Below are 17,276 nucleotides of genomic sequence, written 5' to 3'. Positions count from 1 at the left end.
ATCCTTATTGTCGGCGGGCCAGCTCCCGCTGAATATGATCCAGCAGAATATCGATGTTAATCGGCTTACGCAAAAAAGCAGCGGCGCCCAGATTAAGAGCGTACCGCTGCATATTTTCATCAGCATGACCGGAGATAAAGAGCACGGGCGGAGGCGGTACGGCCAGCAGCCGCAGCTTGTCAAACAGCTCAAGGCCGCTCATGCCCCGGAGCTTGATATCGGTGATCACCAGCGCCGCGCCGGACAGGGCAAGCGGATGGCTCAGAAATACCTCTGCCGAATCAAACGTGTCGGTTGAATAGCCTTCCGACTCCAGGAGATTACTCAACCCGCTGCGGACGGAACGTTCGTCATCAATGATGGCAATGCGCCACGGCAGCGTCATGCTGTTATTCCTCTAACCAGTCATTTAACGTCGCGAGGGTCCTTCGCGGGCGCAGGGGGCGCCGTGCCGCTGATTTTCGGTACGCATTCGTGACGAAACCAGGCGAGGGTGAGCGGTTCGCGACTCAGTAAACGTCGTCCCACCGGGATAAGCTGTTCGCCCACCAGCATGCCAAACAGGCCAAGCAGGGCGACAACCGGTGGTGCCGGGGAATGGACGTCGAGCAGAGCGTAAATTACCCCAGCAACCACGCCGCACACCAGCGAAATTATCCATGCTTTCATGATGACGCTCCCGTCTGCGATGCCGCCTGCGGAACGGTCACCTGAGGAGGTGGGGCGCCGTCGCGGGATAAGAGATGGCGCGTCGCCTGTTCACCCGCCAGCATCCCCAGCAGACCAATCAGCGCCAGCGCGGGCGGCGCGGGGGATCGCACCTTCAGCACGGCATACATCAGGCCAATCAACACGCCTGCCGCAAGGGATATCAGCCCAGTACTCATTGTGAACTCCAGAGAAAGAGGCAGCGGCGAGCCGGATGAGGGACCAGCCCGCCAGCGGAACTTAGCGAGCCGGGACCGGCGCTAAGGTGTGGTGCTCGCTCTTCTGGCGAGACGGCGCTTTGTGCACCATGGTGTAGGCGTAATCCACGCCCATGCCGTACGCGCCGGAGTGCTCACGCACGATATCCATCACCGCGGTGTAGGTCTCTTTACGCGCCCAGTCGCGCTGCCACTCCAGCATTACCTGCTGCCAGGTCACCGGGATCACGCCCGCCTGGATCATGCGCTGCATCGCGTAGTCGTGGGCTTCTTTGGAGGTGCCGCCGGACGCGTCCGCCACCATATAAATTTCGTAGTCGCCTTCCAGCATCGCGCACAGGGCAAAGCTGTTGTTGCACACTTCGGTCCACAGACCGGCCACCACGACCTTCTTCTTGCCGTTGGCCTTCAGCGCGTCGCGCACCTTCTGGTCGTCCCAGGAGTTCATGGAGGTACGCTCCAGAATGTCCTGACCCGGGAATACATCCAGCAGTTCAGGATAGGTATTGCCGGAGAAGCTTTCGGTCTCTACGGTGGTGATGATGGTCGGGATGTTGAACACCTTAGCCGCTTTCGCCAGCGCCACGGTGTTGTTTTTCAGCACCTGGCGGTCAATCGACTGCACGCCAAACGCCATCTGAGGCTGGTGATCGATAAAGATGATCTGACAGTTCGCAGGGGTTAACACTTCGAGCTTTGAAGAGGTCATAGCATTTTCCAGTGGTTAAGGGTGAAATCGCCGCGAGCGCCGCGACGATAAAGTCACCCTCATCCTGCGGTTTTCCGTCCCTGCGCGTAATTATCTCTTCGTATAGTTAACCTTAGGTATAGTTATACTTTGGTATACCTATCCTATTGTATAACTGGATCTTTGCCGAAACCGGTTCCCATAATCCTGACCATTCCCCTCTCAGTCAGGAGCAGTTTATGGTTACCCTCGGTAAAGCCGATCTCATTCTGGTTAACGGCCAGTTTCACACCGTCGATCGCGAAAATCCTGTCGCGGAAGCCGTTGCCGTGCGCGACGGAAAATTTCTGGAAGTGGGTACCGTCGCCGAGGTGATGCAACACCACTGCGAAGGCACCAAAGTAATCGACTTAAAAGGCCACACCGCCATCCCCGGCCTGAACGACTCGCACCTGCACCTCATTCGCGGCGGGCTGAACTACAACCTCGAGCTGCGCTGGGAAGGCGTGCCGTCGCTGGCCGACGCCCTGCGGATGCTGAAAGAGCAGGCCCTGCGCACGCCGTCGCCCCAGTGGGTGCGCGTGGTGGGCGGCTGGACCGAGTTCCAGTTTGCCGAGCGCCGCATGCCGACCCTGGACGAAATTAACGACGCCGCGCCGGATACCCCGGTCTTCATCCTGCACCTGTACGACCGCGCCCTGCTCAACCGCGCCGCGCTGAAGGTGGTCGGCTACACCAAAGACACGCCAAACCCGCCGGGCGGGGAGATCCAGCGCGACGCCAACGGCAACCCGACCGGGATGCTGATCGCCCGTCCAAACGCCATGATCCTCTACGCCACGCTGGCGAAAGGGCCGAAGCTGCCGCTGGAGCAGCAGGTTAACTCCACCCGCCAGTTCATGCGCGAGCTGAACCGTCTGGGGCTGACCAGCGCCATCGACGCGGGCGGCGGCTTCCAGAACTACCCGGAAGATTACGAGGTGATTGCCGAGCTGCACGAGAAAAAGCAGATGACCATCCGCATCGCCTACAACCTGTTTACCCAGCGTCCGGGCCACGAGCTGGAAGATTTTGAAAAATGGACCGACATGCTCACGCCGGGCCAGGGCAGCGACTTCTTCCGCCACAACGGCGCGGGCGAGATGCTGGTCTTCTCCGCCGCCGATTTTGAAGACTTCCTCGAGCCGCGCCCGGACCTCGCGCCGGGCATGGAGGACGAGCTGGAGCGCGTGGTGCGCCATCTGGTGGAGCACCGCTGGCCGTTCCGCCTGCACGCTACCTACAACGAATCCATCAGCCGCATGCTGGACGTGTTCGAGAAGGTGAACCGCGACATTCCGTTCAACGGCCTGCACTGGTTCTTCGACCATGCGGAAACCGTTACCCAGGCCAATATCGACCGCATCAAAGCGCTCGGCGGCGGCATTGCCGTGCAGCACCGCATGGCCTTCCAGGGGGAATACTTTGCCGAGCGCTACGGCATCGAAGCCACCCGCCACACGCCGCCGGTGGCGAAAATGCTCGAGACCGGCGTGCCGGTGGGCTTAGGGACGGACGCCACCCGCGTGGCGAGCTACAACCCGTGGACCGCGCTCTACTGGCTGGTCTCCGGCCGCACCGTCGGCGGAATGCAGATGTACGACCACAGCGCCCGTCTGGACCGCGATACCGCCCTGATGCTCTGGACCCAGGGCAGCGCGTGGTTCTCCAGCGAGCAGAACCAGAAGGGGCAGATCAAGGTCGGCCAGCTCGCCGACCTGGCCGTGCTGAGCAAAGACTACTTCCGCGTGCCGGAAGAGGAGATCAAGGGCATCGAGTCCGTCCTGACGGTGGTCAACGGCGATATCGTTTACGCCGCAGGCAGCTTTGGTCCGCTCGCGCCGCCTGCCATTCCGGTTCTGCCCGAGTGGTCCCCGGTGGTGAAGGTGCCGGGCCACTACCGCAGCGCGCCGCCGCAGGCCGCCCGCGTCGGGATGAGCGCCGTTCATCACTGCAGCGGCCCGTGCGGGGTTCACAGCCACCAGCATGATTTCGCCCGCATGTCAGAGATGCCGGTGTCCGACGATAACGCTTTCTGGGGGGCGCTGGGCTGCAGCTGCTTTGCATTCTGATGAAAAACACCTTTGCTCTGCCCCGGGTCGACCTGGGGCTGTTCTTCCTGCGCCTGACCGGCAGCCTGCTGCTGCTCTACGTGCACGGCCTGCCGAAGGTGCTGCACTTCAGCGACGAGCTGACGCGCATTGAAGATCCGTTCGGCTTCGGGCCCTGGGCGAGCCTGATCCCGGCGATTGTCGCCGAGGTGATCTGCCCGCTGTTTATCATTGCGGGCGTGTACACCCGCCTGGCGTGCCTGCCGATTATCGCCGTGCTGCTGGTGGCGATGCTGGCGGTCCACCCCAACTGGTCGATTGCCGAAGGGCAGTTTGGCTGGCTGCTGCTGATTATCTTCACCACCCTCGCCCTCACCGGGCCGGGCCAGTGGCGGCTGCAGCGTAAGACAGCGGAGAGGTTCGCATGACCCAGGTTAACGACGTTCGCGACGCACACGTCGAGACGACGCCCGCATCGACGGTTTCGCCCTGGCAGCCGCTGAGCCAGCCGGTGTTCCGCATGCTGTGGATCGCCACGGTGGTCTCTAACGTCGGCTCATGGATGAGCGACGTCGGCATCAACTGGAGCATGCTGACCCTGAGCGCCGATCCTTTAGATATCGCGCTGGTGCAGGCGGCCAGCAGCCTGCCGATGTTCCTCTTCGCCCTGCCGTCCGGGGTGATGGCGGACATCGTCGACCGACGTAAATACCTGCTCTTCTCCCAGCTGTGGGTGTTCATCGCCGCCGCCGGGCTGACGGTGCTCTCCTTCACCGGACACGTCACCCCCACCGTTCTGCTGGTGGCGACGTTCCTGCTGAGCGTGGGCGCGGCGATGAGCTCGCCGCCGTTCCAGGCCGTGGTGCCCGATCTGGTGAGCAAGCCCGAGCTGGGCGCCGCCGTGGCGCTGAACTCGCTCGGGGTGAACATCAGCCGGGCGATTGGCCCCGCGCTGGGCGGTTTTCTGCTCTCGCTCGCCGGGCCGTGGATGGTGTTTGCCCTGAACGCGCTCTCCGTGGTCGGCGTGGCGTGGGTGCTGTGGCGCTGGCGTCCGGCACCGTCCATTCAGCACCTGCCGCCGGAGCACTTCTTCTCCGCGGTGCGCTCCGGCATCCGCTACGTGCACGCCGCGCCGGTGCTGCGCAACGTGCTGGTACGCACCGTGGCCTTCTTTGTTTTCGGCAGCGCGGGCTGGGCGCTTCTGCCGCTGGTGGCGCGCCGCGAGCTGGGCTTAGGCCCGGCGGGCTACGGCGTGATGCTGGCGTGCATTGGCCTGGGGGCGATTGCCGGGGCGATCCTTCTGCCGCGCCTGCGCCAGCGGCTCGACGCCGACCGCCTGATGGTGGCCGCCAGCCTGACCTTTGCCCTCACCATGCTGGCGCTGGCGTTCGTGCGCCACGTCTGGCTGCTCAACCTGTTTGAGTTCTTCACCGGCTTCGCTTGGATTGCGGTGCTCTCAACACTGAACCTCGGCGCGCAGCGCAGCGCCGCCCGCTGGGTGAAGGCCCGCGCGCTGGCGGTCTACCTGACGGTGTTCTTCGGCTCGATGACCGCGGGCAGCGCCATCTGGGGGCAGATCGCCTCCCGCTTCGGCACCCCGACATCGCTGGTGGTCGCCACGCTGGGGATGGTGCTGGCGAGCGCGACGGTGCTCCGCTGGAAGCTGGGCAAAGATCCCGACCTGAACCTCGACCTCAGCGGCCAGCCGCTGGACGGCGTGGAGATTGACCTGCCGAACGAGCGCGGCCCGGTGCTTGTGTCGCACGAGTACATCATCGACCCGCAGAATACGAAGGCCTTCCTGGAGGCGGTTCACGAGCTGCGCCGGGTGCGCCGCCGCGCCGGGGCGATGAGCTGGGCGGTGTACGAGGATATCGAGCGTCCCGGCCTGTTTATCGAGACCTTCCTGATGGGCTCCTGGATTGAGCATCTGCGCCAGCAGGAGCGCCACACCATGAATGACCTCCTGCTGCAGAGCCGCGTTCTGGCTTTTCATCAGGGCACAACATCACCGGCAATTCGCTACCTGGTCGCGCCGGTATAACCATAACCATCACCTGCACAGGAACACACTATGGCAACGTTTAAGGCAAAAGACGGCACGCAGATTTACTACAAGGACGGCGGCGCGGGCAAATCGGTTCTCTTCAGCCACGGCTGGCCGCTGGACGGCGACATGTGGGACAGCCAGCTGAACTACCTGGCGGAGCGCGGCTTCCGCGCCATCGCCTTTGACCGCCGCGGCTTTGGCCGCTCGGATCAGCCGTGGAACGGCTATGACTACGACACCTTTGCGTCCGACATCAACGACCTGATCACCACCCTGGACCTGCAGGACGTGACGCTGGTGGGCTTCTCCATGGGCGGCGGCGACGTGACCCGCTACATCAACAACTACGGCAGCGCGCGCGTGGCAGGTCTGGCGCTGCTGGGCGCGGTAACGCCTATCTTCGGCAAATCCGACTCCTTCCCGCAGGGCGTGGATCAGAGCGTGTTCGACGGCATTCGCGACGGGCTGCGTAAAGATCGCGCCCAGTTCATCAGCGACTTCGCGACGCCGTTCTACGGCATCAACGCCGGGCAGACCGTTTCCGCCGGTGCCCTGACCCAGACGCTGAACATCGCCCTGCTGGCGTCCCTGAAGGGCACCATCGACTGCGTGACCGCGTTCGGCGAAACCGACTTCCGCCCGGACATGGCGAAAATCGACGTGCCGACGCTGGTGATCCACGGCAGTAACGACCAGATCGTGCCGTTTGAAAGCACCGGCAAGCTGGCGGCAGAGATGATCAAAAACGCCACGCTGAAGGTGTACGACAACGCGCCGCACGGCTTCGCGCTGACCCACCAGGACCAGCTCAACGAAGATCTGCTGGCATTTGTGAAGTCACTGTAATTTCCCGGGGCTGACGCCAGAAGGCGTCAGCCTGAATATGCACTTCCCGGCATACTAAATTTGAGCGTAGAACTCCCTCTCCTTTGTGACTAGTATTCCTTCATTTCAAAGGGAGACGACATAAGATGAATATCCAGCTTCATAAGCGGCTAACCCGAAAGTTTATCATCGCTATTTTAACATCCTCTTCATTTGTCACAGCCTGTACATTTAGCGTTATATGGTTCTATCTTGCGAATATTGACCGGCTTGATATTTTATATGATGCATTAAGCGTGAGTAGCGCAGTAGGAATAATATTTGGGTTTACCCTTGTCTCACTACTTGGTTTCAGCCTTGTCATTTTTATCTCATCTTTCCTTACTTACTTAATTTACACCGCACATGAGAAAGAGTTTGTTAAATACGAAGGTTTAACACATAGCTTTACCTCAGTCTGTTTTGGTAATAGCTTTGTGATGTGCGTTGTGCTTATCGGAGCGTTCTGCTTACAATTTTTTCTGGATATAAATGGTTTTATCGTTCTTGCCTTAGCGATAGCCATAATACTGGCCGCATCGTATGGCTTATGCTACAAGCTTATGTTCAACGTTCACTCGTACAAGGATGTTGATGATACGCGTGATGTAAAATATTTGCAGAAAAAGGCCATCAGGAACTGTCTGCCTCTGTTATTGATTGCACCTGCTTTTACACAAATCTTCCCACTCATTTTTATCGCGGGTCAGCTAGATTTTAACGAAGAAAGTAATACGTTCTTACAGGTTATCATTTTCCTTGCACTCTCGGTCGCGATGATTATTGTGGGTATTTTCCCAGGAATAATCCTGATAAATGAAAAGAAAAATAAAAGTTTATTGCAAATAATCATTTATACACTAATCATTATTCCCGTCAGCATGCTTGTCCTGACAATGATTTTCCGCCCCACCCCCAATATGGTCATTAACATGACCATGAATCTTTCCGGCATAAGCGATTGGCGCACACATCAATATTACATAGATACTCACACTCACCCACCAGCGATGTTTGATGGTTTAACGTGGAACACACGTTATTATAAAGATATCCCTTCGAGATTCTTTATCACCGGCGTAAACATTTTCTCGCTTGGAAACATTCAGCTTATTTGCCCTACGCAAATCAATCATGCCAGATCGCTGAGCCTGAAAACTACGCCAGACAACTTTGACGAATATGACCTTCGCATAAAACGATTAAAAAACACCGCTATGAAATGTATCCCGTTTAAGAAGGATGAGATACACCAATGGGATTCTCCTATAGCTGAGCCTGTTTATTTTCAGAAAATTAAATCTACCGATGAAAGCCTTTTATTAAAGTTGCTTCATGATATCAAGTAGCCTTTTAAGAAACGCCCGCAGCGCGGGCGCTACTTAATCAATTCACCGTAAGCCTAGGCTCATGCTTCTGCCCAGGCTCACCACGTTGCACAACTCCGTGCTCGCGCTCCGCCAGCAGCCGACAAATCTCCGCATGCTTCTCCTCGGTAAAGGTAAAGCGCGACATAAAGCCCATGCGGATCAGCGACCCTATCGCCGGCAGCAGGCAGATCCCGAAGAACAGCCCCGACAGCACGCCTTCGCTCTGGATTTGCGCCTGCGGCACGTAGCCGATCATCGTCAGGAACACGCCGATTAACCCGCCGCCCACAGCCACCGACATCTTGCCGGTAAAGGTCTGCCCGGAGAAGGTGATCGCCGCGCAGCGCTTGTGGGTGTGGTACTCCGCGTACTCGATGGTGTCGGCAATCATCGACGAGGTGAGGATGTTGGTCATCATCACGAACACGGTGCTCAGGCCGAGCAGAATAAACAGCATCGTCACCTGCTGATACCCGACAAACCACATAACCACGCGCACCGCCACGTCCAGCCCGCAGAGGATCATAAACAGCTTCCGCTTTTGCATCCGCCGCGTCAGCATCGGCGCGACCAGACACAGCACCGCCGCCACAATGCCCATCACGCCAATCGCCATCTGCAGGCTGCCGTCGCCCAGATTGTTGATAAAGAAGTAGATATACAGCCCGCCCGCCACGTTATGAAACACGCAGAAAAAGAACGACAGCAGGACGATAAACAGCGGCTTGTTCTGACGCAGGTTGTGGAAGGTGTCGCGGATGGTCACCTTTTCCGGGCTCGGCGGCACGCGCTCTTTGATCTGCATAAAGCCGTTAAGCATCAGCGGCAGGCCCACCAGCATCATCACCAGCGCCGCCATAAAATAACCTTTATCGTTGCTGTACTGGGCGAAGAACGCCGCCAGCTTCGGGAAGAAGATGTTGGCGCAGGCAATCCCCGCGTTCACCCCGAGCATCGCCGCCGTCACCGCGCGGGTGCGCTGGGCGGAGTCGTTGGTCATCACCGACGACATCGACCAGAACGGGATATCGGAGATGGCGTACAGCGTCCCCCACAGGATGTAGGTCACCCCAGCGTAGAGGATTTTGGTGGTCATGTCCGCTTCGATTTTATAGAACGACAGCAGCGTGACGCCGGTGATCAGCAAAGGCGCGATCAGTAAAAAGTGGCGAAACTTGCCGAACCGGCTGTTAATGGTATCCATGATGCTGGCAAACAGCGGATCGTGAACCGCGTCCCAAGCGCGGGCAATCAGGAAGATGGTGCTCGCCGCCAGCGCCGAAATCCCCAGCACGTCGGTGTAAAAATAGTTAATAAACGAACCCACTAAACCAAAGCTAAAACACTGACCTAAACCATAGCCAAAATAAGACCACAGCTCGCGAGACGGTATTTTCATTGTCGTTGCCATTGTTATATGCCTGCCTGGTTGCCCGGCGGTGGTCCGCCGGGTCGATATTATTAGCCCTTAACTTTCGGGGCGATCTTGCGCAGCTGCTGCATTAATGCGATTTCACGGCGCGAGAACGGAATGCCGTTCTCCTCGAACACGTCGTGGAACCAGAGGCGGCAGTAGTCCGTGGACTCTTTCATCACCACCGGCCACGGCAGCCAGGTCTGGGTTTTGCCGCGCACCAGCCCCCACTGGTACGGCGCGACCTTCGCCGCGTACATCAGCGGGAGCTGCTCTTCGATGGTGCTGCCCACGTGGCGCGCCAGCCATTCGGTGCAGAACAGCGGGCGACCGAGCGTCTGCAGCTGCTGGATAATCGCCGTCATCCGCCCGGTGTGGGTGTAGGCGTGGAAGCTCACCACGTCCGAGAGCGCCAGCGCGGTCTGGTCCAGCGGATGCCGGAAGAACGTCTCGCCCTCCTCTTCCGGCGGCAGACGCCAGGCGCAGACGGTGAGCGGCTGGGTCGGGTCTTCTTCACGCACCCACTGGAATGCGAGCTTCATCAGCGCGTGGGCGCAGGTCTCCAGCTTCGCGTCGTACTGCACCTCCTGCGTGCCGGTCGCGAAAATGCCGCGGTTGCCCGGCTCGTTATAGAGATCCCACAGCAGGACGCGCCTATCGTCGCGGAACTGGCGGACAACGTCGCGGATATAGCGCTCAATGTCTGCCCAGCAGTCGGGATCGCACACCCTGTCGCGCCCCGGGCTCGCCGCCGCCTGGCTGTTGTGCTTGCCCGGCACCGGCGGCTTTTGCGGGCCGAGGTACGGCTCGTCGCCGGAGAAGCCGCAGTCGTCCATCAGGGTCAGCATGGTGCTGAAGCCGCGACCGTCGGCAATCGTCAAAAAGCGGTCGATGCGCGCCATCAGCCCGTCGCGGTCGTGCTCCCAGACGATAAACGGCAGGTTGATGCGCAGGGTGTTGTAGCCCGCCTCCGCCGCCCAGCCCAGCTCGCGGTCAATCGTCCCGGCGTCGAAGGTTTCTGCCTGCCAGATATCGGTCCAGTTCACCGCCGTCGACGGCAGATAGTTAAACCCGCACAGCCAGCCTTTTTGCTCATACCACGCCTGTGCCTGCTCCCTGCTCCACTGCTCTTTCATTACGCGTCCTCTCACTGATAATATTTAGCTAATAAATATTAGTTGCAGGATAAATGCGCAAATCATGGCGTGAAGAAAAGCGATGCCCCTCACAAAGTTCACGCTTCGATGAATGAGAAACGTGATCGACGGCGCGTAAGCGTGCGGTTAGGGTATGATGCGAAGTCGCGAAAGGGAGAGGACGGATGAAGCGAAAAACGAAAGTGACGATGAACGATATAGCTCGGGCGGCGGGCGTGTCGCAGGCGACGGTATCGCTGGTGCTTAACCAGTCCCGCAACATCAAGCTCAGCGACGACACCCGCCAGCGGGTGATTAGCGTCGCCACCGAGCTCGGCTACGACCGCCTCCCCGCCGTTCACGCCCCGCGCAACCAGGAAGAGATCGCCCTGCTGGTGAGCTCCATGCAGAGCTTCGACCCGTTTATCGACGCCATCAGCCAGGCGCGTGAAGCCGCGTGGCGCAACGAGACCCTGCTCACCGTCTACGACTACGGCGACGACATCGAGCTGGCGCTGAACATCATCCGCCAGCTGGAGAAGCGCAACTGCATCGGGATTATTCTAGCCTCTCCGGTCACCACGCTGGTGGACATGACGGCGTTCCAGGACTGCACCCGCATCCCACTGGTGCTGCTCAACCAGCGCGACCCCGGCTCGCCGCTGCTGCCGTCGTTTATCCCGGACGACTACGCCAACGCCTTCCAGGTCACTAAACACCTCATCGCCTGCGGGGCCACGCGCATCGCCCACATCACCGGCGAGAGCTGGATGGAGGCCTCGCGCCAGCGTCTGGCGGGCTACCAGGCGGCGCTGCAGCAGGCCGGACTCGCGTGCGACGACGACCTGGTGCGGCAGACCAACTGGCAGTTCAGCGAGTCCTTTACCGCCACAACTGCCCTGCTGGAACTGGCCGAGCGCCCGGACGCCATCTTCTGCGCCAGCGACTGGCTGGCGATTGGCTGCTATCAGGCGCTGGCGGTGAACGGCGTGCGCATCCCTCAGGATATGCTGCTGGCGGGCTACGACGACCAGAAGATCTCAGAGCAGCTCACCCCGCCGCTGACCAGTATCCAGCTGCCCTACAGCGAGCTGGGACGGCTGGCGGTGGAGTACCTGTGTAATCAGGAAGATGCCGCCACGCACGTGACGCTGGCGGGCAGGCTGAAGGTGCGCGCCTCAAGCCTCGTCTGAGGTAAACACCATGCCCGCATAGGGCTTCTCGCGACACGCCGCCAGCCGCGCGGCGAGGCTGCCCACGTGCAGTTCCAGCTTGTGCCCGTCCGGGTCGAGAAAATAGAACGATGCCCCCTCACTTTTGTTCTGCTTCCAGACGGTGACGCCCGCCTGCTCCAGCTTGTTCGAGAACGGTTCAAAATCCGCTTCCGCGACGGTAAACGCATAATGGGTGTAGTCGCTCTCCTGCGGCGGCACGTACCGGCGCGCCTCGTCGTAAGACAGGCAGACCCACAGATCGCCGCAGGTGAGATAGGCCCCGGTATTCCAGCGGGCGTGCAGCGCAAGCCCCAGCAGCTCGTGCCAGAAGGTGACGCTTTTTTGCAGGTCGCTGACCGCGAGGGTCAGATGGTTGAGTGATTGCAGCATGACGTGCCCTTTTGTTTTTCGCGCCGGACGTGGTACGGTAAAGAGATGAACATAAACCACGCCGTGCTCACCGTAAACCGCTGGTGGCTGCCTTCTTAAAGGCGGCACGGAGTAGTTTTCCCCATTTTCAGATAGCCGCCGAAAGGCGGCTTTCACATTTCTAAGACCCCTTTCGGCAACTGCCCATTAAGGAGTCATTATGAACGCACCAACCATCCTCACCGGCGACCGCCCAACCGGCCCGCTGCACCTCGGCCACTACGTCGGATCGCTGCGCCAGCGCGTGGCGCTTCAGCAGACGCACAGCCAGTTTGTGCTGATTGCCGACCTGCAGGGGCTGACCGACAACGGCAGCAACCCGCAGAAAATTCGCGACAACATCCCAGAAGTGCTGGCCGACTACCTCGCCGCCGGCATCGACCCGAACCTGACCACCATCTGCCTGCAGTCCGCCCTGCCCGCCCTCGCCGAGCTGACGATGCTGTATATGAACATCGTCACCGTCGCCCGCGTGGAGCGTAACCCGACGGTGAAAAACGAGATTGCGCAGAAGGGCTTCGCCCGCTCGCTGCCGGTCGGGTTTATGGCCTATCCCATCAGCCAGGCGGCGGACATCACCGCGTTTAAGGCTGAGTTCGTGCCCGTCGGCGACGACCAGCTGCCGATGATTGAGCAGACCAACGAGATTGTGCACAAGATGAACAGCCTGCTGCCTGCCCCGGTGCTGCGCCACTGCAAGGCGATGCTGAGCGACACCAGCCGCCTGCCCGGCATCGACGGCAGCGCCAAGATGTCGAAATCGCTGGGCAACACGCTGCACCTTTCGGCCAGCGAAGAGACCATTCACCGTGCGGTGAGCGCCATGTACACCGACCCGAACCACCTGAAGGTGAGCGACCCGGGGCAGATTGAGGGGAACGTGGTGTTTACGTATCTCGATGCATTTCATCCGGACAAGGAGAAAGTGGCGGCGATGAAGGCGCACTATCAGGCGGGCGGGCTGGGTGACCGGGTTTGCAAGAACGAACTGGAGGCGTGCCTGCAAGAGCTGATTGCGCCGATGCGGGAGCGGAGGGCGATGTATATGCAGGATAAAGGTGAGCTGATGACGATGCTGAAGCGCGGAACAGAACGGGCGCAGGGGGTGACGCAGGCGACGTTGAGGGAGGTGAAGGTTGGGATGGGGGTGCCGGTATTTTGATGAGGTGAGTTGATTGAGGTTGGGCGGCGGAGTGTGGGATTGGCATGACGCCGCTTAATTGTTTTAGAAAGCGGCTATGAAATATTTCATCCCTGCTTCAGGTTGCATATCTTTCTGATGATAATCATCAGTAGTACGGTAACGACGACCATCATCCCCCCCAACACCCACAGGAATGATGGGTCCGCTTCACCATCAGCAAACCCCAGACCGGTGCGATTTAAAAAATCATTGCTGACTTGAGATAAGTAATCGAGCAGGCCTCCCAGAGGAAACAGGACGATAAAAAAGGAAGCAATGAGGCATGCCAGACCAATCAGGATATTATTTTTTAACTTTGCATGAAGCATAATCAGCCCTTCCTGTCACATCAATAGGTCCATATGCCATCAACCCTTTACCGCCAGGAACACGAATCTTTTTACGTGCAAGCAAAGATTGTCTGACCAGTTGAAAATCAGGGATATTATAGAACGTTATGCATCCCCACGACTCTCCCTCACCATTCGGCCTCAATGGATGAAGTCGAAATGAGCCTCTGTCGACCCCATTCACAAATACGTTATCAGCCATGGTCGATGCATTAAACAAGCCGAACCATTCAGAATGATTGGTACCGTTCTTGAAGTCTTTTACAAACCGCTCAACCCGATTAGCAATGCTGCCTTCCGGTGCATCAACGATCCAGTACGTACCCACAGGTAATGCAGCATTCCTGATAAAGGCACACTCTGCAATATTGGTTACGGGTTCTATCCCTGAAAAAACGGGAAACGTCCCAACGCCATAAACATGTAGTTTCAGTCTTCTTCCATCGGCGGAGACATCGTTGTAATCCATCCTACAAATCTGCATAGCAATTCTCCCTCTCGCTTTGCGGAGAATGTTACAACCGATTTATTGAGTGCACCAGCGGTGATAGATAATTCACGTGAAAAACAAGAAATACGGACATGAATGCGCATGTCCGTATTGATTTATCCTTTTACAGGATTAACGAAGGGAGATTTTAGATATTATTCTTATTCTGCCAGACCATTTCCGCGCTTCACCATAGGTATATCTCCCGTATCATTCAACGCGCCCGGAAACGTCTTCAACCACTGCGCGACTTTCTGTTTATTGATATTCACCACACTCATACCTTCCAGGCATCCCCATAATTCTCTTGTATGCTGTGGTGTAATCACAATGCAGTCTTTCATGGCGCGGATTTTTACCGGCATGCCGTTGATAAAGCCTGCACGGGTTAACCAGTCTCCGCCCAGAAGAAGGTATTTCATATCTATGCGTGCATACAGTTCGCAGCAGGCGGCACTGTCCTGCGGTGTTTCCGCGCGTGGATGGACGGGTGCCGCGTTGGTCTGGTTGCCGTGCAGGCGGCGGGCGCTGTTTTTGCGTACCAGCTCGCGGTTTTCAATCATGCCGGTGAAAGCGTCTGATTCTGTTTTGCAAACAGTAAACTCTGGCTTAAAATTCGTCGCAGCCATTTTCAACTCCTTGTAAGTTGTTTGTGGTTAGCGGTATGGGGGTGTTGCAGCACCTTCATATCGCGAATTGTTCATTAAATATTCTTCAATATTTCCTTTGCCGTTCGGCGTAATTTCTGGTGCTCATTATACCGTGCTGAATATAAATACAGCGGTTTGGTGCGGGGTAAATTTGGATTTTGCGAGGGGGATTCAGGAAATAGCGTAGTGTGCGGTAAGCTCATGTTTTTGTTGATTGTGGGTTGCCTGTCCTGAGTTTTGCGAGCATCATCGCAATTATTTACCTTCTTCCGTAACGCGATGGCTTCCAGCAAAACTCTTGAACAGGCAATTGCCGACATCACTATCTGGCGCAAAGGCGAACAGCGTGCGCCGCATAAGCCTTTATTGCTTCTGTACGTGCTGGCGAAGTATCAGCAGGGGCATGCGCGACTGTTTGATTACGGTACTGAAGTACGCGATCAGCTGCACAGCCTGCTGGAACGTTTTGGACCACAGCGTGCACAGTACCGTCCTGATATGCCGTTCTGGCGTTTACAGGGTGATGGCTTTTGGGAACTACGCAATGCGGAGCGCTGTTCCACATCAGGTACCAGTAAACAACCTCCTGCAGGAGAGCTGGTTGAAAATCATGTTGCAGGCGGTTTTGACGAGCAGCATTACTCTCTTTTGATAAACAGTAAGAATCTGATTAACTCTATAGCTCAGCAAATCCTCGAAGCACACTTTACCGAAAGCATCCAGGAAGAACTCGCCGACGAGTTGGGATTCGATCTCCTGCAAATTCGCAAACAGCGCGATCCCTTATTTCGACAGCAGGTACTGCGAGCCTATAACTATCAGTGCGCCGTTTGCGGTTTCAATATGCGACATGATAATACCTCTGTCGCACTTGAAGCCGCTCATATCAAATGGAAGCAATTTGGAGGGCCATGTGAGATTGCTAATGGCTTAGCTCTCTGCTCAATCCATCATAAAGCCTTTGATAAAGGCTCTCTTGGAGTGGATGAAAACATGCGCGTTCAAATATCTTCCGCTGTAAATGGTAATAGCGTTGTATCCAGATTCTTTTGGGACTTCGCAGGAGCTCAAATTCACCTCCCACTACAGAAAAAAAATTATCCGCAGGATAGTTATATAGAGTGGCATATACGCGAAATTTTCAGAAAGTAACTTGTTCATTTTGATGGTGATAAACATGGCATTCCCAAGTTATAAAGAAATTGAAATCCCCTTACTTTTGAATATCTATAACCGAGGGGGAGAAGTTAGTTCTTCCTCATGTTATGTGCCGTTGGGGAGGGCGTTCGGCCTTACCGATGAAGAAATGAGCATCTTACTTCCTGATGATAGCAACCGTCCCCAATGGAACAATATGGTCCAATGGGCGCGTAAAAAGCTTGTTGATTACAAGTATCTTCATAATGCCAAAGAATCAGGCCTCGGCATCTGGAAACTCACTCATGAGGGCATCAAAAAAGCAGAATCGCTTTCTACCAAGTTAGATATCGATTATCCAGATGAAGTCCCGGAAACCTTTTATGAAGGGGCCGTAAAACAGATCAAAGTTAACAAGTACGAACGGAGCAAAACAGCAAGAGACAAATGTATAGACCACTACGGCTGCCAATGTAGCGTATGCAATATGGACTTTGAGAAAACGTATGGTGAAACCGGCAAGGACTATATTCACGTCCACCATATCACGCCTCTGTCTGAGATTGGGGAGCGCTACAAACTCGATCCTGTAAATGATCTTCGCCCTGTCTGTCCCAATTGCCATGCAATGATCCACAGACGAAAACCCTCACTTACTATTGAGGAATTGAAGGCTTTGATGAAAAAAACACAAAAATAGAAAAAACGCCCACTAATATATATGACATTAAATGAAAAGCAATAATGTTAAATTTCCTGGCAAGTAAATCAGAATTAATCGTTTCATTTTGTGCAATGGTAACCTCAATAATATCGTTATTCATAGCATATAAAGCACAAGTTAATCAGCAAAAGCACAATCAATTATCGGTAAAACCATTGGCAGAATTTTTAATCGGGGATTATGAAGACGTGATTTTTTTAAAAATAAAAAATCAAGGGACAGGCCCTTTAATTATAAAAGAGTTTTTAACGCAGAAAGATAACAATCATCACCATCAGCTCCTGGATGCAATAAGTCACATCAAACGGGATCTTGTCTGGGACCGTTTTACTGGGAATGTTGATGGCAGAATTATTGCTGTAGATAAAGAAATAACTCTTATACAAGCAAGCTTTGAAACAGGTAAAAATTTCATTAGACAACAATTGCGTTCTGAATTATCCAATCTCGAATTAAAGTTAACATACAATGATATCTATGAAATAGAACAACCTAAAATAACAAAAAAACTTGATTGGTTTTCACGATAAATTTACATTTGAAGTTCAAAAAAAATACGAG

General features: G+C 56.2%; 20 protein-coding genes. 10 read left to right on the top strand and 10 right to left on the bottom strand.

Going from position 1 to position 17,276, the window contains the following annotated elements:
• Positions 1-4 precede the first annotated feature (4 nt).
• From ACOTZC_RS07340 to ACOTZC_RS07325, 4 genes are all read right to left on the bottom strand, one after another.
• Positions 5-385 (bottom strand): response regulator transcription factor, encoded by a 381-nt coding sequence (locus tag ACOTZC_RS07340; protein ID WP_041911343.1) that lies wholly within the window; start codon positions 383-385, stop codon positions 5-7.
• 20 nt (positions 386-405) lie between these two features.
• Positions 406-669, bottom strand: coding sequence for a XapX domain-containing protein (locus ACOTZC_RS07335; protein ID WP_024909507.1), 264 nt, complete (start codon positions 667-669; stop codon positions 406-408).
• Positions 666-887: a DUF1427 family protein gene (locus tag ACOTZC_RS07330; RefSeq protein ID WP_024909508.1), complete on the bottom strand. Its 222-nt coding sequence runs from the start codon at positions 885-887 to the stop codon at positions 666-668. The genes ACOTZC_RS07335 and ACOTZC_RS07330 overlap by 4 nt, the downstream gene beginning before the upstream one ends.
• A 61-nt stretch (positions 888-948) precedes the next feature.
• Positions 949-1,635 carry a hydrolase gene (locus tag ACOTZC_RS07325; RefSeq protein WP_045404549.1) on the bottom strand — a complete coding sequence of 229 codons (687 nt, stop codon included), beginning with the start codon at positions 1,633-1,635 and terminating at the stop codon, positions 949-951.
• 218 nt (positions 1,636-1,853) lie between these two features.
• Between ACOTZC_RS07325 and ACOTZC_RS07320 the strand changes: the two genes are divergently transcribed.
• The 5 genes from ACOTZC_RS07320 (at position 1,854) to ACOTZC_RS07300 (ending at position 7,967) form a co-directional block, all read left to right on the top strand.
• Complete coding sequence (locus tag ACOTZC_RS07320; protein WP_421635698.1) at positions 1,854-3,725, top strand: amidohydrolase; 1,872 nt, start codon at positions 1,854-1,856, stop codon at positions 3,723-3,725.
• Positions 3,725-4,132, top strand: coding sequence for a DoxX family protein (locus ACOTZC_RS07315; protein ID WP_045404554.1), 408 nt, complete (start codon positions 3,725-3,727; stop codon positions 4,130-4,132). The genes ACOTZC_RS07320 and ACOTZC_RS07315 overlap by 1 nt, the downstream gene beginning before the upstream one ends.
• Positions 4,129-5,748 (top strand): MFS transporter, encoded by a 1,620-nt coding sequence (locus tag ACOTZC_RS07310; RefSeq protein WP_045404555.1) that lies wholly within the window; start codon positions 4,129-4,131, stop codon positions 5,746-5,748. The genes ACOTZC_RS07315 and ACOTZC_RS07310 overlap by 4 nt, the downstream gene beginning before the upstream one ends.
• Positions 5,749-5,778: 30 nt before the next feature.
• The gene (locus tag ACOTZC_RS07305; protein WP_248196683.1) at positions 5,779-6,600 is read left to right on the top strand and encodes an alpha/beta fold hydrolase; all 822 of its coding nucleotides are present in this window, start codon (positions 5,779-5,781) and stop codon (positions 6,598-6,600) included.
• 125 nt (positions 6,601-6,725) lie between these two features.
• On the top strand, positions 6,726-7,967 hold the full coding sequence (locus ACOTZC_RS07300; RefSeq protein ID WP_248196685.1) for a hypothetical protein: 1,242 nt from the start codon (positions 6,726-6,728) through the stop codon (positions 7,965-7,967).
• A 37-nt stretch (positions 7,968-8,004) separates the two neighbouring features.
• Here the strand turns inward: ACOTZC_RS07300 and ACOTZC_RS07295 are convergent, their stop codons facing one another.
• On the bottom strand, positions 8,005-9,399 hold the full coding sequence (locus ACOTZC_RS07295; protein WP_248196687.1) for an MFS transporter: 1,395 nt from the start codon (positions 9,397-9,399) through the stop codon (positions 8,005-8,007).
• Positions 9,400-9,449: 50 nt separating this feature from the next.
• Positions 9,450-10,538 (bottom strand): cellulase family glycosylhydrolase, encoded by a 1,089-nt coding sequence (locus ACOTZC_RS07290; protein ID WP_047173265.1) that lies wholly within the window; start codon positions 10,536-10,538, stop codon positions 9,450-9,452.
• 185 nt (positions 10,539-10,723) lie between these two features.
• Here ACOTZC_RS07290 and ACOTZC_RS07285 point away from each other — a divergent pair, with 185 nt between their 5' ends.
• Positions 10,724-11,731 (top strand): LacI family DNA-binding transcriptional regulator, encoded by a 1,008-nt coding sequence (locus ACOTZC_RS07285; protein ID WP_047173264.1) that lies wholly within the window; start codon positions 10,724-10,726, stop codon positions 11,729-11,731.
• Here ACOTZC_RS07285 and fosA read toward each other — a convergent pair.
• Positions 11,717-12,142 carry a FosA/FosA2 family fosfomycin resistance glutathione transferase gene (gene fosA / locus ACOTZC_RS07280; protein ID WP_148244983.1) on the bottom strand — a complete coding sequence of 142 codons (426 nt, stop codon included), beginning with the start codon at positions 12,140-12,142 and terminating at the stop codon, positions 11,717-11,719. The two genes, ACOTZC_RS07285 and fosA, sit on opposite strands and share 15 nt — an antisense overlap.
• A 199-nt stretch (positions 12,143-12,341) precedes the next feature.
• On the opposite strand from fosA, the gene trpS reads away from it, so the two are divergent.
• The gene (gene trpS / locus ACOTZC_RS07275) at positions 12,342-13,343 is read left to right on the top strand and encodes a tryptophan--tRNA ligase (protein WP_163354345.1); all 1,002 of its coding nucleotides are present in this window, start codon (positions 12,342-12,344) and stop codon (positions 13,341-13,343) included.
• A gap of 86 nt (positions 13,344-13,429) precedes the next feature.
• On the opposite strand, the gene ACOTZC_RS07270 is transcribed toward trpS, so the two are convergent.
• The 3 genes from ACOTZC_RS07270 to ACOTZC_RS07260 form a co-directional block, all read right to left on the bottom strand.
• On the bottom strand, positions 13,430-13,693 hold the full coding sequence (locus ACOTZC_RS07270) for a hypothetical protein (protein WP_163354343.1): 264 nt from the start codon (positions 13,691-13,693) through the stop codon (positions 13,430-13,432).
• On the bottom strand, positions 13,668-14,198 hold the full coding sequence (locus tag ACOTZC_RS07265) for a DUF2778 domain-containing protein (protein WP_163354341.1): 531 nt from the start codon (positions 14,196-14,198) through the stop codon (positions 13,668-13,670). The genes ACOTZC_RS07270 and ACOTZC_RS07265 overlap by 26 nt, the downstream gene beginning before the upstream one ends.
• Positions 14,199-14,365: 167 nt before the next feature.
• Complete coding sequence (locus ACOTZC_RS07260; protein WP_114979171.1) at positions 14,366-14,833, bottom strand: SymE family type I addiction module toxin; 468 nt, start codon at positions 14,831-14,833, stop codon at positions 14,366-14,368.
• Between the two features lie 300 nt (positions 14,834-15,133).
• On the opposite strand from ACOTZC_RS07260, the gene ACOTZC_RS07255 reads away from it, so the two are divergent.
• From ACOTZC_RS07255 to ACOTZC_RS07245, 3 genes are read left to right on the top strand one after another with little or no spacing between them, the layout of a single operon-like run.
• Positions 15,134-16,006, top strand: coding sequence for a phosphorothioated DNA-binding restriction endonuclease (locus ACOTZC_RS07255; RefSeq protein WP_047173256.1), 873 nt, complete (start codon positions 15,134-15,136; stop codon positions 16,004-16,006).
• Positions 16,007-16,031: 25 nt separating this feature from the next.
• On the top strand, positions 16,032-16,691 hold the full coding sequence (locus tag ACOTZC_RS07250) for a winged helix-turn-helix domain-containing protein (RefSeq protein WP_248162578.1): 660 nt from the start codon (positions 16,032-16,034) through the stop codon (positions 16,689-16,691).
• 44 nt (positions 16,692-16,735) lie between these two features.
• Positions 16,736-17,245 carry a hypothetical protein gene (locus ACOTZC_RS07245; RefSeq protein ID WP_248162577.1) on the top strand — a complete coding sequence of 170 codons (510 nt, stop codon included), beginning with the start codon at positions 16,736-16,738 and terminating at the stop codon, positions 17,243-17,245.
• The last annotated feature ends 31 nt before the right edge of the window (positions 17,246-17,276 follow it).

It is taken from the genome of Enterobacter cloacae complex sp. SHL009 (assembly GCF_049237205.1).
GTDB lineage: Bacteria > Pseudomonadota > Gammaproteobacteria > Enterobacterales > Enterobacteriaceae > Enterobacter > Enterobacter cloacae_M.
This window is presented reverse-complemented; position numbering and strand designations above follow the sequence as displayed.

Bases quoted from the DNA above. Each gene is read 5' to 3' on its own strand.
- ACOTZC_RS07340 (WP_041911343.1), bottom strand. From the start codon at position 385: ATGACGCTGCCGTGGCGCATTGCCATCATTGATGACGAACGTTCCGTC.
- ACOTZC_RS07335 (WP_024909507.1), bottom strand. From the start codon at position 669: ATGAAAGCATGGATAATTTCGCTGGTGTGCGGCGTGGTTGCTGGGGTA.
- ACOTZC_RS07330 (WP_024909508.1), bottom strand. From the start codon at position 887: ATGAGTACTGGGCTGATATCCCTTGCGGCAGGCGTGTTGATTGGCCTG.
- ACOTZC_RS07325 (WP_045404549.1), bottom strand. From the start codon at position 1,635: ATGACCTCTTCAAAGCTCGAAGTGTTAACCCCTGCGAACTGTCAGATC.
- ACOTZC_RS07320 (WP_421635698.1), top strand. From the start codon at position 1,854: ATGGTTACCCTCGGTAAAGCCGATCTCATTCTGGTTAACGGCCAGTTT.
- ACOTZC_RS07315 (WP_045404554.1), top strand. From the start codon at position 3,725: ATGAAAAACACCTTTGCTCTGCCCCGGGTCGACCTGGGGCTGTTCTTC.
- ACOTZC_RS07310 (WP_045404555.1), top strand. From the start codon at position 4,129: ATGACCCAGGTTAACGACGTTCGCGACGCACACGTCGAGACGACGCCC.
- ACOTZC_RS07305 (WP_248196683.1), top strand. From the start codon at position 5,779: ATGGCAACGTTTAAGGCAAAAGACGGCACGCAGATTTACTACAAGGAC.
- ACOTZC_RS07300 (WP_248196685.1), top strand. From the start codon at position 6,726: ATGAATATCCAGCTTCATAAGCGGCTAACCCGAAAGTTTATCATCGCT.
- ACOTZC_RS07295 (WP_248196687.1), bottom strand. From the start codon at position 9,399: ATGGCAACGACAATGAAAATACCGTCTCGCGAGCTGTGGTCTTATTTT.
- ACOTZC_RS07290 (WP_047173265.1), bottom strand. From the start codon at position 10,538: ATGAAAGAGCAGTGGAGCAGGGAGCAGGCACAGGCGTGGTATGAGCAA.
- ACOTZC_RS07285 (WP_047173264.1), top strand. From the start codon at position 10,724: ATGAAGCGAAAAACGAAAGTGACGATGAACGATATAGCTCGGGCGGCG.
- fosA (WP_148244983.1), bottom strand. From the start codon at position 12,142: ATGCTGCAATCACTCAACCATCTGACCCTCGCGGTCAGCGACCTGCAA.
- trpS (WP_163354345.1), top strand. From the start codon at position 12,342: ATGAACGCACCAACCATCCTCACCGGCGACCGCCCAACCGGCCCGCTG.
- ACOTZC_RS07270 (WP_163354343.1), bottom strand. From the start codon at position 13,693: ATGCTTCATGCAAAGTTAAAAAATAATATCCTGATTGGTCTGGCATGC.
- ACOTZC_RS07265 (WP_163354341.1), bottom strand. From the start codon at position 14,198: ATGCAGATTTGTAGGATGGATTACAACGATGTCTCCGCCGATGGAAGA.
- ACOTZC_RS07260 (WP_114979171.1), bottom strand. From the start codon at position 14,833: ATGGCTGCGACGAATTTTAAGCCAGAGTTTACTGTTTGCAAAACAGAA.
- ACOTZC_RS07255 (WP_047173256.1), top strand. From the start codon at position 15,134: ATGGCTTCCAGCAAAACTCTTGAACAGGCAATTGCCGACATCACTATC.
- ACOTZC_RS07250 (WP_248162578.1), top strand. From the start codon at position 16,032: ATGGCATTCCCAAGTTATAAAGAAATTGAAATCCCCTTACTTTTGAAT.
- ACOTZC_RS07245 (WP_248162577.1), top strand. From the start codon at position 16,736: ATGTTAAATTTCCTGGCAAGTAAATCAGAATTAATCGTTTCATTTTGT.